This window comes from Nitrosomonas sp. (assembly GCF_022842015.1).
Lineage (GTDB): Bacteria > Pseudomonadota > Gammaproteobacteria > Burkholderiales > Nitrosomonadaceae > Nitrosomonas.
Window position 1 is genome coordinate 1 of sequence record NZ_JALHQJ010000067.1, and the last position, 16,627, is coordinate 16,627.

The 16,627-nt window shown below is 40.4% G+C and carries 16 protein-coding genes and 2 pseudogenes; 3 read left to right on the forward strand and 15 right to left on the reverse strand.

Features of this window, described 5'->3' with window-relative positions; all coding sequences use genetic code 11:
• The 13 genes from Q0C11_RS11820 to Q0C11_RS11880 form a co-directional block, all read right to left on the reverse strand.
• Window positions 1-713 (reverse strand): response regulator (locus Q0C11_RS11820; protein ID WP_293008220.1); only part of this gene is annotated, 713 nt, incomplete at its 3' end.
• Window positions 714-1,653: 940 nt separating this feature from the next.
• Window positions 1,654-3,048 (reverse strand): ribosome biogenesis GTPase Der, encoded by a 1,395-nt coding sequence (gene der, locus Q0C11_RS11825; protein WP_293008222.1) that lies wholly within the window; start codon window positions 3,046-3,048, stop codon window positions 1,654-1,656.
• An 86-nt stretch (window positions 3,049-3,134) separates the two neighbouring features.
• Window positions 3,135-4,388: an outer membrane protein assembly factor BamB gene (bamB, locus tag Q0C11_RS11830; protein ID WP_293008224.1), complete on the reverse strand. Its 1,254-nt coding sequence runs from the start codon at window positions 4,386-4,388 to the stop codon at window positions 3,135-3,137.
• Window positions 4,366-5,004, reverse strand: coding sequence for a tetratricopeptide repeat protein (locus Q0C11_RS11835; protein WP_293008226.1), 639 nt, complete (start codon window positions 5,002-5,004; stop codon window positions 4,366-4,368). Before Q0C11_RS11835 ends, bamB begins: the two co-directional genes overlap by 23 nt.
• 30 nt (window positions 5,005-5,034) lie before the next feature.
• The gene (gene hisS, locus Q0C11_RS11840; protein WP_293008228.1) at window positions 5,035-6,309 is read right to left on the reverse strand and encodes a histidine--tRNA ligase; all 1,275 of its coding nucleotides are present in this window, start codon (window positions 6,307-6,309) and stop codon (window positions 5,035-5,037) included.
• Window positions 6,309-7,547 (reverse strand): flavodoxin-dependent (E)-4-hydroxy-3-methylbut-2-enyl-diphosphate synthase, encoded by a 1,239-nt coding sequence (gene ispG / locus Q0C11_RS11845; protein WP_293008230.1) that lies wholly within the window; start codon window positions 7,545-7,547, stop codon window positions 6,309-6,311. The genes hisS and ispG overlap by 1 nt, the downstream gene beginning before the upstream one ends.
• 37 nt (window positions 7,548-7,584) lie before the next feature.
• The gene (locus Q0C11_RS11850) at window positions 7,585-8,805 is read right to left on the reverse strand and encodes a RodZ domain-containing protein (RefSeq protein WP_293008232.1); all 1,221 of its coding nucleotides are present in this window, start codon (window positions 8,803-8,805) and stop codon (window positions 7,585-7,587) included.
• The gene (pilW, locus tag Q0C11_RS11855; RefSeq protein ID WP_293008234.1) at window positions 8,802-9,587 is read right to left on the reverse strand and encodes a type IV pilus biogenesis/stability protein PilW; all 786 of its coding nucleotides are present in this window, start codon (window positions 9,585-9,587) and stop codon (window positions 8,802-8,804) included. The genes Q0C11_RS11850 and pilW overlap by 4 nt, the downstream gene beginning before the upstream one ends.
• A complete protein-coding gene (rlmN, locus tag Q0C11_RS11860) occupies window positions 9,584-10,684 on the reverse strand; it encodes a 23S rRNA (adenine(2503)-C(2))-methyltransferase RlmN (protein WP_293008236.1) in 1,101 nt (366 codons plus the stop codon). Before rlmN ends, pilW begins: the two co-directional genes overlap by 4 nt.
• A gap of 20 nt (window positions 10,685-10,704) precedes the next feature.
• The gene (gene ndk, locus Q0C11_RS11865; protein ID WP_293008238.1) at window positions 10,705-11,130 is read right to left on the reverse strand and encodes a nucleoside-diphosphate kinase; all 426 of its coding nucleotides are present in this window, start codon (window positions 11,128-11,130) and stop codon (window positions 10,705-10,707) included.
• Between the two features lie 153 nt (window positions 11,131-11,283).
• The gene (locus tag Q0C11_RS11870) at window positions 11,284-11,706 is read right to left on the reverse strand and encodes a rhodanese-like domain-containing protein (RefSeq protein WP_293008240.1); all 423 of its coding nucleotides are present in this window, start codon (window positions 11,704-11,706) and stop codon (window positions 11,284-11,286) included.
• A gap of 52 nt (window positions 11,707-11,758) precedes the next feature.
• A complete protein-coding gene (locus tag Q0C11_RS11875; protein WP_293008242.1) occupies window positions 11,759-12,577 on the reverse strand; it encodes a DUF3025 domain-containing protein in 819 nt (272 codons plus the stop codon).
• 65 nt (window positions 12,578-12,642) lie between these two features.
• The gene (locus Q0C11_RS11880) at window positions 12,643-13,383 is read right to left on the reverse strand and encodes an EI24 domain-containing protein (RefSeq protein ID WP_293008244.1); all 741 of its coding nucleotides are present in this window, start codon (window positions 13,381-13,383) and stop codon (window positions 12,643-12,645) included.
• Window positions 13,384-13,638: 255 nt separating this feature from the next.
• On the opposite strand from Q0C11_RS11880, the pseudogene Q0C11_RS11885 reads away from it, so the two are divergent.
• From Q0C11_RS11885 to Q0C11_RS11895, 3 genes and pseudogenes are all read left to right on the forward strand, one after another.
• Window positions 13,639-14,733 (forward strand): annotated as a pseudogene (locus tag Q0C11_RS11885) (IS3 family transposase).
• A gap of 91 nt (window positions 14,734-14,824) precedes the next feature.
• The gene (gene flgM / locus Q0C11_RS11890; protein WP_293008246.1) at window positions 14,825-15,124 is read left to right on the forward strand and encodes a flagellar biosynthesis anti-sigma factor FlgM; all 300 of its coding nucleotides are present in this window, start codon (window positions 14,825-14,827) and stop codon (window positions 15,122-15,124) included.
• Complete coding sequence (locus Q0C11_RS11895) at window positions 15,124-15,579, forward strand: flagella synthesis protein FlgN (RefSeq protein WP_293008248.1); 456 nt, start codon at window positions 15,124-15,126, stop codon at window positions 15,577-15,579. The genes flgM and Q0C11_RS11895 overlap by 1 nt, the downstream gene beginning before the upstream one ends.
• Window positions 15,580-15,615: 36 nt before the next feature.
• Here Q0C11_RS11895 and tnpA read toward each other — a convergent pair.
• Both tnpA and Q0C11_RS11905 read right to left on the reverse strand, forming a co-directional pair.
• Window positions 15,616-16,059: pseudogene (gene tnpA / locus Q0C11_RS11900) on the reverse strand (IS200/IS605 family transposase).
• A gap of 79 nt (window positions 16,060-16,138) precedes the next feature.
• Window positions 16,139-16,627 (reverse strand): OmpA family protein (locus Q0C11_RS11905; RefSeq protein ID WP_293008250.1); only part of this gene is annotated, 489 nt, incomplete at its 5' end.

Consider the following 16,627-nt stretch of genomic DNA (forward strand, 5'->3'; position numbering starts at 1 on the left):
AAAATTACCACTCGTGTATTCCCATTACTAGAAAAATCCGGAATATAATTCACACAATCAATATCATTCAAAAATGTATTTAATATAAGAATATCAGGTCTTTTCTCAATGACAAGTCGTTTAGCATCAGAAATATTTGATGCTGTACCAATGACTTCCATTCTTGGTTGCTTACTATTTATTAATTTCTCCAATCCCCATAGCACTATTTGTTGATCATCAACCAACAGCACTTTGATAGACTGTACTGCAAATTGATTAACCATATTATTAGCAGCATCAATCCCAAAATTCCGACAAAAACAAGACTCAAAATCAGCAGATCTATTCTCTGCACTATGTTTATTGATATTACAACCCATCGCGGAAGCAATCATCGTTGCACGTTGCACAATCGAATCACTAGCATAGGCAGTAAAATATATGCAAAGATTCAAATTGTCCGATTGCAAAATTAAATGTTGTCGCAAATCTATTCCATCACAGCTCTCTAATTTTATGTCCGTTAGAATAAGATCCGGTTTATCTTTACTGATTCTAACTAAGACTTCTTGACTCGAAGTACAAATACCAATGATATTGTATCCCCATTCTCCAACTACATTCTTTAAAGTCTTACCACAAACATATTTGTCAACAACTATCAGTACGTTGGGATCATTCATACGTTTATGCGAAATCCTCGTTAGCGCTTGCTCTGCTTTGTTGGCCATTTTCTCTACCCTTAAACAGGTTTATTTTGACTTATCTCTCTTTGGTATGTCTCAAAAACTATTTTCTTAAGATATTTAACTTATTAATATTAAATATTTTTTACTTATAATTCTGATTTAATTAACCGCAAACCAATAAAATCAATCTACTTAAATATGTTATCAATTAGAAATAATCTTTAACAATTTCTTCTTGTTTCATATTGACTCAATATTTCATTATCTAATAAAGTAGAGACATATGCGGATTATCTTGTAATAACTTTAAATATTTCTTAATATCATTCGTGAAATTTGCCACATACAGATAAAAAATTTCCTTCCTTTAAGATACAAACTAATCTCGAGATTATTCAGTTTCAATCGTTTGAGTGTACACCAATTTAAATTTATTATGCCTCCGATCAAGTGAAAACCTTTGTAAAAACCTAATTCAGGAAATTTTTATTATATGAATCCAGCAGGTTAATACAATGTGTTGCAAATTACAAAATGCACTTTCACAAAAGTCTCGTGGAATATTATTCATTAGCTTACTCCAGGATCACATTATCAAATTACCCAGCGGTATATTCTCATTTAGAGTAAATTAAATCATGAAATTGCCGACTAATTCAATTTAGTCTACAAATTGCATTTATACTAACAAAATCTATAGGATTGCAATGTGACAAAACCCACACAAAAGATCTTACATTCACCCACTCATGTGATTTTGAAAAAATAAAGTTTGTTGTCACGATTCATTCGGATGCCTCCCTATCCCTGATGAAATTCTTTAATATCGCCGTGTCAGCCCAGCAAGTTGCTGCTTCTATTCTTATCTATATTCCAATAAACAACCCTATGGCAAGACCACGGGGAATCGCGGGTTCAAAACTTATTAATCTCTCTTATTTTACAATAAACTATCAAGCACTCATCTTACTTACTCACTTACTTATCCATATTTCTTCCGGTTTCTCCGCCTCCGGCTATGTGCGCGCCTCGCATCTGCTTCTGTTGGTGGAGCAGGCTTTTTATCAGCGTAGGGATTATGACCAATCTTAAAATCAACCCGTAATGGAGTACTCCATAGCTTAAAAGTTTCACGAAATGTATTCTCCAGATATCGCCGATAACTTTCTGGCACATGATTCAGCATACTGCCATGCACAATAATCAACGGTGGATTAGATCCACCTTGATGCGCATACCGCATTTTGGGGCGCGACATGCCTCCACGTGGCGGTGGGTGCTTTTCAACTGCAGCAATCAAAGCACGCGTCAACTTTGGCGTCGACAAATCGGCCATAGCCGCCGCATAAGCTATATCTATCGACGGTAACAAATGTTTTATTCCGGTGCCATGTAATGCAGAGATGTAATGCAGTTGCGCGAAACTCAGAAAAGCTAGTTTGCGATTTAAGTCGCTTTTAATAGTAGTACGCTGATATTCATCTAGGTCATCCCATTTATTGACTGCGATAACCAACGCACGTCCCGTTTCCAGTATAAATCCAGCAATATGAGCATCTTGATCAGAAATCTCGCTTCTTGCATCTAATATCAGCACAGCAACATTGGCGTCTTCAATTGCTTGCAGTGTCTTAATCGCAGAAAATTTCTCTATAGTTTCATACACCTGACCGCGACGTCGCAACCCAGCTGTATCAATCAGCGTGTATTGTTTGTCTTTATGTGTAAAATCAATATAGATACTATCTCGCGTCGTGCCAGGTTGGTCAAAGGCGATTACCCGCTCTTCTCCTAACAATGTATTGATAAGTGTAGATTTCCCAACATTAGGGCGACCAACGATGGCAATCTTTGGATGTTTGCCTGGAGATTCTTCTGCAATTTCTGGGAAATCTGCCAATGCTAAATCTGCTAACTCATGGATGTTATCACCATGCATCGCCGATACTGCACAGGGATCACCCAGACCTAACTCAAAAAATTCCGCCGTGACAACGGCTGTCGCCATACCTTCCGTTTTATTTACGACCAGAAGAATTTTCTGTCCAGATTTGCGCAGCTGCTCGGCAATAATTTTGTCATATGCAGTTAGGCCCTGCCGACCATCGACAATAAACAATACCTTATCTGCCTCATCAACCGCCTGCATCGTCTGCTTTGCCATGGCATACAAAATGCCGTCTTTAATGACAGGCTCAAAACCTCCGGTATCCATAACCAAATAAGGCTTATCCCCTACTTTGCCGGCACCATAATGCCGGTCTCGCGTCAAACCTGGAATATCCGCAACGATAGCATCGCGAGTACGAGTCAGTCGGTTAAACAAAGTTGATTTACCAACATTAGGGCGACCAACCAAGACGAGTGTGGGTTTCATGAATATTTGCAGCTTTCGTTCAGGTTAAGTGACATAAATAAAGATATCGCTGAATCATAAAGATTCCAGACGAATTCTGAAAACAACTAAAATTGTGTACTATAAGCGTACACGCCACCTTTCGCTGTTTGGACTGCAAACCCATCCGGCAATGGAGAAACAGGGTTTTGAATCATACTACCATCGGTACCTGAACGGGCGATTAAAACTCCATCATAGTTCCGCAGCAAATTAACATTTCCTTGATCATCTCCAACAACTATATATTGTCCTTTGATAACAGGTTTCGTTAATTTCTTACTACCAAGTCTGCTTTGCTTCCATACACTGGCTCCACTAAGCAAATCATATGCAGCAACAACGCCCTTATCTTCAGTTACATAAACATAATCGCTATCCATTACTAAACCCGCGCTGCTAGAAGATTCACGCGCCCAGATTTGAGCGCCATTATTGATAGCAAAACACGCAACACGCCCTTGATATGCAACCGCACAAACGAGCCTGTCATTAACCACAGGTGCGCTGGTAATATCCGTCATACGTTCGAGCTCCGTGACGCCCCGTGGATGCGAAACGGCAGCTTCCCATCCAACATTGCCGTTAAACAAGCTCATCGCCACCATTTTTCCACCGGGGAAACCCGCAAATACAGCACCATGCGCAAGTGTTATTCCTGCAGTACTTCGCACCGTTAATGGGGGAGTTGCACCTTGATAAATCCATTTCCGCTTTCCATCAATGGCATCCAGTCCAAATATCCGTCCATCAACAGTTCGCACAACCACAATATTGTTTTGTACTTGTGGCGGACTTAAAATTTCACTGGTGACTGATGCTTGCCATAACATATGACCAGATTCGTTATAAGCAAGTACTTCACCTTTAAAAGTTCCAACCAGAATAAGCCCTTCCCCGACACCTACCCCGGCAGAGAATCTATGCTTAGTTTTGACTTCCCACAACTGCTTACCAGTCGCTGCTTCATATTTTGTAAGTTTCCCCGCCTCGTCGGCTGAATATACCGCATCATTTTCATAAACGACATAGAATGAAGCAATTTCATTTTCACTGACTTTATTTTTCCATTTTAATGGAATCCGATCAACTGATTTTAAAGCATCAAGCTCTTCCTTTTCATAAACGATGACTTCGTCTGTGACAAACATATCCGATAGTTGTGTACTCATTGCTTCAACAATACGCATGTTAAATGGATTCATCGAACTACCACAACCTGACAACAAAACAAATACTATCGAAAACGTAAATAATCGTCTGAGTTTGGTAAGATTCGATCCAACAATTGTTAAATGTTTATTCAGAATTGCCCAGCCCATCCAATTTCATTTGTACAATATTGTAATAATTATTACTCTTATCAAGTTTGTCTATAGCTGCTTGATAACTTAAACGCGCTTCAGAAATTTTCTGGGCAGCTACCTGAATATCCCCTTTACGATCCAAATACAATCCAGCGAAAGCTTCATCATGCCCAGCATCCAGAAGCCTTAATGCTTCACCATACTTTCCTTCATCCAAAAAAATCCCTGAAATTCTCAATCGCGCCAAGTCACGCATCTCGACTTCCTTTGCATGATCAAGAATCCATTGTAAGTTTTGTATCGCACGCTTATTATTTCCTGCTTGAACATCTGCCTGTGCAGCGATCATTGCAGCGCGTGGTGCATAGCCACTGGACGAATAGCCTTGCGTGAGCAACTGAGCCGCATCATTAATTTTTTCCGCATCATTGCTTGATTGCACCTGCTTTAATAATGCATATAAATCCGCCGCCTGCTGTGCTTGCTGCTGCTGATAATAATTCCAAGCCTTCATAGCCCCAGCGGTTGCTAACATCACTGCCAGAACAATAGTGATTGCAGTGCCATACTTTTCCCACCAAGCTTTAAGCCCATCAATTCTCTCTTGATCTTCATGATTATGAGTTGCCATGATATATCCCTGGTTGATTCTGAGTTATTGTTAATGCGAATTTTTCTTATTGATTATTTCAGTAACACTATTTAGTTTTACACTTGCTTGTTCGATCAGTTCACGTAATGGTTTAATGGTCACTTCTTGCGCCCTAAATTCATCATTCCCGATAATCACCGCATAAACAGCACCAGATGAATCAGCCTTTTTCATCTGAGATTTAAAGCTGCCGTCACCACAATGCAAAATAACATTGAATCCCTTATCGCGAAGAAACTCTGCGCATTTCCAAGCATAATCCATAACTTGGTCATTACCCTGATGAACAATATAAATATCAGGCACAGGCTTGTTAATTTTTTTCCCACATGCTTCTATCAGCAACAACAGCCGTTCTACTCCCATAGCAAAACCGCAGGCCGGAATGGATTTTCCACCTACCTGCTCTATCAAGCCATCATAGCGCCCGCCCGCACAAACAGTCCCTTGCGCACCTAATTTATCGGTCACCCATTCAAATACAGTACGATTGTAATAATCTAATCCCCTCACCAAACGCAAGTTAACTTCATAATTAATACCTCGCTCGCGTAATATTCTTTGCAAAGATTCAAAATGATTGCATGATTCAAGATCCAGATCATCAATCAATCTAGGTGCATTCTCAATAACTTTTTCCATTCTCGGATTCTTGCTGTCAAGTATGCGCAATGGATTAGTATGCAAACGTCTTAATGAATCTTCATCCAATTCGCCTCGATGCTGCTCAAAGTACTTAAGTAATCGCGCACGGTGCAATACACGTGATTCAGTATTTCCCAATGTGCTTATTTCCAGACGCAAATCCGAGATTCCCAATAATTTCCATAAACGGGCACCCATCACGATCAGCTCTGCATCAATATCAGGTCCTGCATAACCCAACGCTTCCACACCAATCTGGTGAAATTGACGATAACGCCCTTTTTGCGGACGCTCATGTCGGAACATCGGGCCTGCATAATACAGCCTCTGTGGTCCAGCATATAAAAGATTATGCTCAATAGCAGCACGCACGCACGATGCAGTGCCTTCCGGCCGCAGCGTCAAACTATCATTGTTGAGATGATCAATAAAAGTATACATTTCTTTCTCAACAATATCAGTCACTTCGCCAATAGAACGAACAAATAAATCGGTTTGCTCAACGATCGGGGTGCGAATATTCCGATATCCATAAGCCGCAAGCCACTGCTGCACTGTTTGTTCAAAATATTCCCAGAGATAAGATTCGTCCGGAAGGATATCATTCATCCCACGAACTGCTTTAACACCTTTAACCATCAGATGACTTTTCTCGGGTACTTCTCACTCACATATTGATCAACGATTGCACGGAATTCGTTGGCAATATTATCGCCTTTCAAGGTTACGGTTTTTTGTCCATCTACAAATACTGGCGCCACTGGAATTTCACCAGAACCCGGCAAACTAATACCGATATTAGCGTGCTTACTTTCTCCTGGACCATTTACCACACAACCCATCACAGCCAGCGTCATATTTTCGACACCATCGTATTGCTTACGCCATACAATCATCTCATCACGCACATAAGCTTGGATGCTTTCTGCTAATTCCTGAAAATAGGTGCTGGTTGTACGCCCACAACCAGGGCAAGCAGCAACTAGCGGGACAAATGCGCGCAACCCCATAGTTTGCAAAATTTCCTGAGCGACAATCACTTCACGCGAACGGCTTCCCCCTGGCTCCGGGGTTAATGAAATCCGAATCGTATCGCCAATGCCCTCCTGCAAAAGAACTGCCAATGCCGCTGTAGATGCCACAATACCTTTAGAGCCCATACCTGCCTCGGTTAACCCTAAATGTAATGCATAATCGCAACGCGCAGCCAAATCGCGATATACGCTAATCAAATCCTGTACACCACTTACTTTACATGACAATACAATCTTATTGCGACTAAGCCCAATTTCTTCTGCCCTTGCCGCGCTTTCCAATGCCGATGTTATTAATGCCTCCCGCATTACATATTTAGCATCCTGCGGATTAATTGAGGTTGCATTTTCATCCATAATACGCGCTAGCATTTCTGGATCAAGACTCCCCCAGTTAACGCCGATACGTACAGGTTTATCGTATTTACAAGCTGTTTCAATCAAGGTAGTAAATTGCTCATCACGTTTCTTACCATGACCAACATTTCCCGGGTTGATGCGAAATTTTGCCAATGCTTTTGCACATTCGGGGTAACTGGTGAGTAATTTATGACCATTGAAATGAAAATCACCAACCAAGGGCACATGGCACCCTATGCCATCCAAGCGCGCGCGAATTGCCTCTACTGCTTTTGCAGCTTCCATTGAATTGACAGTAATCCGAACCAACTCAGATCCAGCGCGTGCTAGCTGCGCAACTTGCTCTGTAGTAGCGACTTCATCAACCGTATCAGTATTGGTCATTGACTGCACTACGACTGGTGCACCACCACCCAGCATTATAGAACCAACCTGGACACCCACACTGGATCGGCGATTTATCGAGAAACTATTTTCAGACATAATTAATTATATTGAGATCTAGAGATTGCAAGTACGCTCACTCAAGCGTAAAGCGCGCGGTTCCATCTTGCCTTTTATAGGAAGAAATATTAATTTCTTTGTTATTATAGGTGAGATTAACGCCCGATGCATTGCCTATAACGATCGATAATGGTCTCTTACCTACAACAATTTGCTCGCTGCCACCTTTCATAAGTTGCTCAAACAAAGAAACACCCTTGGCGTCTACTACCTTCACCCATGAGTCTGATGTGAATTTAAAATATAAATTACCTGAATCATTAGGTTTTGCGTTCTGCAAGTCAGCAGATTGAGAAATAAGATTCTTTTCAGCTGGGATTAATTCAGTTTTAGCATCTTGTTCTACCGTCGCACCTCTCGGATTATTGGGTTCTGATGTTATTGCTGGTAAGTTAGGTAAGTTAGCTACGTTATCTGCAGCTGTCGACATTGGCAATTGGATCTCCATGGACGTAGTACCTAATTCTGATCGCGCCGCACTAGTTGTCGAACTGGTATCAGAATCTTTGTTCCATCCACTATTCTCGAAAATAAAATATGCACCTAAAATAATAACAACCAAAACAATAGCAATCACCAATGGGTTATTACCAGAATTTTCTCGACTTGAGGAAAACGATAATTTCTTATCTTTAAATGGTGTGCGCTCATAGGTTGATATTATTCGAGTTGACTCTGGAAGCAATTGCAATAATTGCATGGGGTCCAGTTGCACAAGGTTGGCATAATTACGAATAAACCCACGCAAGAATGTTTTTCCAGGCAGTTTCTCAAAATCCTCATTCTCGATTGCCTCAACCTGTTGTATCGAGAGACGCAATTGCCGAGATACATCATCAATACTCATATTTCTCATAATTCTTGCTCTGCGCAGCAAATGTCCGACACTTTGCACAATACCCATAGAATCAATAGCATTTAATTCATTTTGGGTTTTTACATGCTCAAGACTATACACAACACCATTCTGGGAATCACTTCCTTCGACATATTCACGATGATGTACATTTAAATTAGAAGCAATTGAATCGAGTTTGTTGCGTTGTTCTCCAATGATTGATTCGATGTCCTGCGCTTCTACCCTTTGCATATTTTCATGTGTCGCTTGATCAGACTTTAAAGTGTCGTGCCCAGATGAGTTATTTTCGGTTGTTGCATTTAAATCAGGTGTGATGGATTCAATATTCTCAGCATGATGATTTACGTTTTTGTCTTTTTCGTCATTAGTATTTGTCATCTGATCTTTCCTTCTCGAATCGACACAGCTTCTTTGGATTCAGGAAAATGCTTTTGCAGTTGAAAAATATAACTGTCAACAGCCAATGGATTATCCAAGGCCCGCTCAATTTTTACTGCCAACAATAATCCTTCAGCTGTAGGTGCATAATTCTGCAGAAACTGAGAAAGTTTAGATTGTGCCTCCGTGAAATTTCCACGCTCAAAATCAATACCAATCAATCCAATTATTGCAGGTGAGTAATTGGGTTGAATCGATAATGCATTTTGAAAAAACAATTGCGCCTCCGTGTATTTCTGACGTTTAGTTTCACAAATCCCCGCATTAGTGTATGACATTTCTGGCGTTGAATGGAGCGGATCTCTGGCAGCCATCATAAAGTGATTGATGGCATCGTCCATACGGTTTGTAAAGCGCTGACATAAAAACCACCCATAATTATTATTAATTTCCGGGTTTTTTGGTGCCATTCGAATAGCTCGTTCAAAATTCTCCAGAGCTTTCCCATTTTCATTTAAGCTCATATTTATAAGCCCTAGCACACTATATGCAGGCGCATAATTCGATTGTGCCTTTAATGCTTCATTAACCTCTTCAATTGCAACATCCAATTGTCCACGATAAAAATATTCAGCCGCCAACTCTGTATGAATTTTTGCACTTTGGAGTGCGCGATCTGACCTATCTTGAATCGGCATTCCGGTTTCTGCATTGTGCTGTACACAGCCATTTAGTCCGACAAGAAATAACAATAAAAAAAATAATGGTAAATATAACTTCACTGGGTCGTTTCTACTTTTAATCGAGCCGAACGATGCGTTTTATCTTTTACCTGACCGGCGAGCTGGCCACAAGCAGCCGCTATATCATCACCCCGTGTTTTCCTGACAGTTGTTACAAGCTCTGCATGCATTAACACATCACGAAAAATTTTTACTGCCTCAGTCGATGAGCGCCTATATCCAGAATCAGAAAAAGAATTGAATGGGATTAAATTAAGCTTGCAAGGAGTATCCTGTACTAATTTCACAAGTTCACGTGCATGCGACACACTATCATTAACACCATCAAGCATGACGTACTCAAAAGTTATAAAGTCTCTGGGCGCAGCCGGCAAATAACGTTGGCAAGCAGCCAATAACTCTCTAATCGGATATTTTTTGTTAATTGGAACCAATTGATCACGCAACGCATCATTCGGAGCATGTAAAGAAACAGCCAGAGCAACCGGACAACGCTCACGCAATCGATCAATAGCGGGCACTAGCCCGGAAGTACTCACCGTTACGCGACGCCGAGAAAGACCATAAGCATGATCATCCAACATTAAATCTAAGGCTGTTACGACATTCTCAAAATTGGCTAGCGGCTCACCCATCCCCATCATGACAACATTAGTAACCGCCTTTCTTGTCTGCGGCTTTGTAACATCACCGCATGTTCCAAGCTTCTTATTTGCGATCCATAACTGCCCGATAATCTCCGCAACAGTTAAGTTACGATTAAATCCTTGTTTCCCAGTAGAGCAAAAAGTGCAGGCCAATGCACATCCAACTTGACTTGAAACACACAAAGTGCCACGGTTTGCTTCTGGAATAAAAACAGTCTCTATGCCATTTCCTGCGCCAACTGATAGCAACCATTTGTGCGTTCCATCGGCTGCTGCATAATCGGACATAATCGATGGCAACTCAATAACTGCTCGTGTCGCAAGCTTCTCTCTCAAGCTTTTTGCCAGATCACTCATTAAATCAAAATCGACTATACCAAACTGGTGAATCCAGCGTAATAATTGCCTTGCACGAAAAGGCTTTTCGCCAATTTCAGTGCAAAAATCAACTAAGCTTTTGCCATCATAATTTAGCAAATTAATCGACACAATTTAAATGTCCATTGCCTTTATCGAGAATAAATATTGAGTGTGGAAAAAAAACAGGCGATTTCAGCTGTTGCAGTTTCTGGCGCGTCTGAGCCATGCACCGCATTGGCATCGATACTATCTGCAAAATCAGCACGGATAGTTCCTTTTTCTGCTTTTTGGGGGTCGGTTGCACCCATTAAATCGCGATTCTTCTTAATTGCATCCTCTCCTTCCAGCACTTGTACCATCACAGGCCCGGATGTCATAAAATTAACCAAGTCGTTAAAAAACGGCCGCTCACGATGTACTGCGTAAAACTGCTCCGCATCAGATTGTGATAAATGTATCATGCGCGCGGCAATAACTTTCAAACCGCTTGATTCAAAGCGGGAATAAATCTGGCCAATCACATTTTTTGCAACAGCATCTGGTTTAATAATTGATAAAGTTCTTTCAATTGCCATTTTTAACAAATACTCCAATAAATTAGTAAATTTAACATTACATTCTAACAAAATATGCACCCAGTTCGCAAAAGCACATAGCTTTTGTTTTAAATAAACAAACTATTTTGATAAGAATTTTTTACAAGGGATTCATCTGTCGAAGACAAAAAACTATGGCTCTATCGAAAAAACTGGATAGCCCTTTGAATTCCAATCCTTAATACCCTCACGGTAATAAAAAACACTAGTCCACCCCCACCCAATTGCTTTCTCTATCGCAATTGAACTACCCAGGCACGAAGTGCCATTACAATAAATGACAACAGATTGATCCTTTTTTACAATCGCACTCAATCTCTGCTCATCAAAATCACTTTTCACAGAAAGATGATACGCACCAGGAATATGCCCCATCCTATAATCATTCAAGCCTCTGACGTCAAGGAACAAATATCCCTTATCGAAAAATAACTTAGCAGTTTCTGTGCTAATGGTACGAGCACCTTCAACACTTCCCGGTGACAAATCATCAGCCTTAGATATATCGACGACGAGAAATGTTGCGATTAACAGCACTGATAAGACTCTGTTCATTTTAATTTCCTAGTATAGGCTATTCAAAATAAAACTGTAATTCTCTCCAAAATTACTTAGATTTGCGACACTCACGAAAATATTTCTTATTTTCATAATACGATTCATGACAATTATCTGTATCCCACTCTGGATAACCTAATAATGGGATTGGTGTTAAATCATCACTGGATGATAATGCACAAAGCAAAAATTGCTCTAGCATCAAATCAACAGAGTTGAGCTGGCTCAATAAATCTTGCAGAAAAAAATCTTTCTTCACCTCAAAAATAATTGCTTTACCAGTCATGCCTATATAAGGGTTTAATGCTTTCTCGTACATTCCATGGCCAAAAACAAAAAATCGCATTGATGATAATACGACAGTACGCTGCCGCCAAAACAATTCTTTCCACTCAAAGTCTTTTATCAATTGAATCAATAACGCATCACTGCTGATGATAATAACGCCGGACTCATCGAAAAGTGTTGCCGCATCTCTTAACGTACACCTATTCACAGCTTCAACCGATAGCTCAGATAATTGCGCTTGATAATGCAATTGATTGAGCGCAGATTTAGCACGTGGAAAGATTTTCCATACTAAAGCATTAAAAAAATCATGCCAATTATTGGTTCTAGTCTGCACTTGACCGGTCAAGTAAATTTTCAATTCATAATTTTGTTCATGGCGATGTTTTCCAACCACCTGAGGTATAAAGCAAATAGACTTACCTGATTGAGTATATATTCGCTGATTTGGTACAGAGCATAATTTATTAAGTTCATTATGCTCGGGCCAGCGCTGCAAATTTAAAATATCTTTTCTCAAATATAAAAACGGCTCGAACATAGGTGAAAGATTCATAAAATTTGAATCCCAGTTGCGCATATTCCCCGCCGATTAAGAAGCTTGAATAAAGAAAGAAGTTTGCTTGAGTAACCGAAGGCAAATTTTTATTGACTAATATTTTCTTTTGCCACTTCTTCCGTGCGCAAATACTTTAGATGCTCTAATCCAAAATGAATAAAAGCAAGTGCAGTAAAAATTGGAGCCAATAAATTAATAAAAGGTATAAACTGCACCAAGCCCGTCAACAATCCCAACCCCCATAATGAATATCTATTCTCTGAACAAATTCTATTGATTTCGTGCTTTGTAGCATGCTCCGCTAATGCATCATAGCGAAATAATTGTTGATTCATAAAAGCTGCGGCCACGAACGGGATAATAATACCTACACCAAACGCCCACAATGGCAAGGAAACTATCCAGATAAGTATAAAAATAACGCTGGCTATTATTGCATTGACAATACCGCCGCTTATGGAGCCTCCATACTCGCGCTTCAAATCAGGATAGAAACGGCGTGCCACTAAATTGATTAGTGTCGGCAACACAAATATAGCCGTAATAATCAGTGTAGTAACAATTACCAGAGGAATAAACATCAAAAGATTAAATAAGCCCAGAACTACCGATGCAATCCAATCTGGTTCCAAATTGCGCAACCACTCACCAATACCGATTTCACCCAGAATCTGATAAATTATTTCAGAAAAATTATCCTGAAATATGAATCCGACTATCAGCCAAAACAGCACTGAAGCTATCAACGGCCATACAATAGTCCAGGCAATTCTTAAACGAAACAAATCACGAAATGCGCTTACAATGGCTTTAAATACTATAGACATTTAATTACTAAAAAAGGCAATACATATTGTTCACGACAGACGATGATATTAACATGACAACGTGAATCCAACTACATTGACACCAACAATGAGAAGTATATTTTCTTAAAATTTCTAAACTCCCTGCCAACTATCGCCGTAATAACCCAAACTGGGTTATCGCAAATTATTTACTTCAATACTTGGCAATCCTTCCCTATATTAAAGGTGCAATGCAGTAGAATTTTCTATCCTAAACGAAGAGGATTTTTGCTGATGAAGAAGCAGCGATTTACAGAAAGCCAGATCATGCAGATATTGAAGTAAGCTGAGGAGGGTGTTCCTGTGGCTGATTTATGTCGAGAGCATGGGATGAGCAGTGCGAGTTTTTATAAATGGCGCAGCAAGTATGGAGGAATGGATGCAGCCCTGCTATCGGAAATGAAGGCACTAGCTGAAGAAAACAAACGGCTGAAACGAATGTATGCTGAAGGAGGTGCTTGGAAAAAAGTGGCAAAGCCCTCACAGCGCAAGGTGATAGTGCAGTGGGTGGTACAGAACAAGTCGGTTAGTATCGGTCTGGCCTGTGCAACATTTGGCATTTCTGAAACCTGCTATCGCTATCGACGGGTACTCAACGCGAGAACGAGGAAATCGCCGACTGGTGGTTGCTACGGCTGACGACCTGTCACAAACGTTGGGGCTTTGGTCTATGCTTCCTTTATTTGCGCAATGTGAAGGGTTTTGAATGGAATCACAAACGCGTGTATCGTATCTATCGAGAGCTGGAACTGAATTTACGGATCAAGCCGCACAAGCGGTTGGAACGGGAGAAGTCGGAACCGCTGGCTGTGCCAGAACAACCCAATGATACATGGTCGATGGATTTTATGGCTGATCAGCTCACCAATGGCAGGTCTTTCCGCACCTTCAATGTGATGGATGACTTCAACCGCGAGGGATTGTGGGAATAGACGTGGATATATCGCTTCCATCAGAGCGTGTTGCACGTGCCTTGGATCAGATCATCGAATGGCGCGGCAAGACAAGGAAGATCCGCTGTGATAATGGACCGGAAAATATCAGCGGAACGCTCAAAGTTGGGCACATAAGCAAGGTATCCAGCTTGATTACATCCAGCCAGGAAAGCCACAGCAAAATGCCTACGTTGAACGCTATAACAGGACCGTTCGGCATGAATGGTTGGAAATGAATGAATTTGCAACCATTGAGGAAGCGCAACTTACCACAACACAATGATTGTGGATTTACAATAATGAACGTCCGGATATGGCACTCGGAGGTATTACACCAGCGATGAAGCTGGCAGAAGCTTTTAAACTAAAACTCTCTACTATAAGCTCCCATTAAAATGGGGGATTATCTAGCAAGCTCTTTAATTCTAAAGTTCTTAATAAAGATGTCGATAAAACATTTAATGAATTTGTTATGAGGTATAAAAATGAAAATAGATAAATCTTTACAGCCAGTATCAACTGTATCTGTTAATGATGGAAAAAGGCGTGTAGATATCACTCCGAATACAAGTCAAGAAAATAGTGTGCATTTGAGCCCAAATGCTGCGAAACTGCAAACAATTGATAGTAGTTCTGCAAGTGGCTCAATTGTGAATACAGCACGTGTTCAAGAAATAAAACAAGCGATCAGCGAAGGAAACTTTCAAATTAATCCGGAGGCTGTTGCTGATCGGCTACTTGAAACAGCAAAAGAGTTGATTCAATCCAAAAAAGGCGCTGCGTAATGTTTTTGCAGCAAGATATTGCGCGTTTCATGAACGAATTGAAAGCTGAAAGTAATTCACTACGCACTTTTATAGAAATCCTTAAAAAAGAAGAAAGTGCTCTTATTGAAGGAAAATTAGAAGATATAGATTATCTTACTTCTGACAAAACAAAATTGATTCGAGAATTAATACAAAGCGATGATCAACGTAATGTTTTTTTCCACAAAATGGGACTATCTTTAGATAGGAAGAGTATAGACTATTGGTTAAATGAATTAGCTGAGCAGAATTCTGAAATAAAAGCTCTATGGAAAGAATTATTAAACCTTGCTAAAACAGCGCAGCAATTTACACATTCTAATGGATTGATTATTGCAAACCGACTGCAACATAATCAACGGTCTCTCGCTACATTGTATAGCGCAGTAGGTAATGCGGCTCTCTATGGACCTAAAGGTCAAACATATATTTAATAAAGAACCCCGCCGCAAGCAGCGGGGTATTCGTGCTCAGAACAACGCAAGCTGATAATCCGAGTGTAATTTCTGATACGTTTTACCTTGATTTTGTACATACTTGCCAATCATCTGCTCATCTCCATGCTTGCCAACTGTACTTGCAAAATAACCATCAGTCCAAAATTCTCCACCCCAGAGCTTCTTCTTAATTTGAGGGCATCGTCTGAAAATTTCTCGTGCGGTTATGCTTTTAATGAGCGCCACAAGCTTGGTCACGCTATATGTCGGCACTGACTGTACCAAGAAATGAACATGATCCTTATCCGTACCAATCTCTAAAAACTTCACTTGATAGCGCTCTGCCACACCAAGACAGACATCCTTGAGGGCAGCTTCAACCTGCTAATCAAAGATTACCCGCCTATATTTTGCCGGAAATACCAAGTGATACATCAATACCGTAACATTGTGACTCTTATGAATATATTCGCTCATCCATATACTATACGCCGCAAGCGGCGGGGAATATAACCCGAAGAGATTTAATGATGAATTCTTACAATATGATCTTATTCTAATTTTCAGCGATTGGAATTTCGGTTGTGTTGTCGGGATCCGCCGATAAAATCATAACCGTCACGCGACGATTTCTCTTTCTTCCTTCAAATGTCTCATTACTTTCTATTGGTCTATTTTCACCATAGCCTATCGCAGTAAGCCGATAAGATTCAACACCCTTGTCGATGAATAACCTGATCACACTACTTGCACGTGCTGACGACAATTCCCAGTTTGATGGAAAATTCTCTGTATTTATTGGCAAATTATCTGTATGACCTTCAACATTAATTTCATGCTCGTGCCCCTTGATCACATTGGCAACCGCTTGAAGTGACAGAATCGAACTTTCGGCAAGCTTAGCTTGCCCTGGTGCAAAAAGAACGCTGGCATTAATTTCAACTGTAATCCCTAAAGAATTTTGAGTTACTCTTACTTGACCATCCTTAACTAATGGCTCCAGAGCATGGAGGATATTCTTAGCCATGCCTTTCATCTTCTCTTG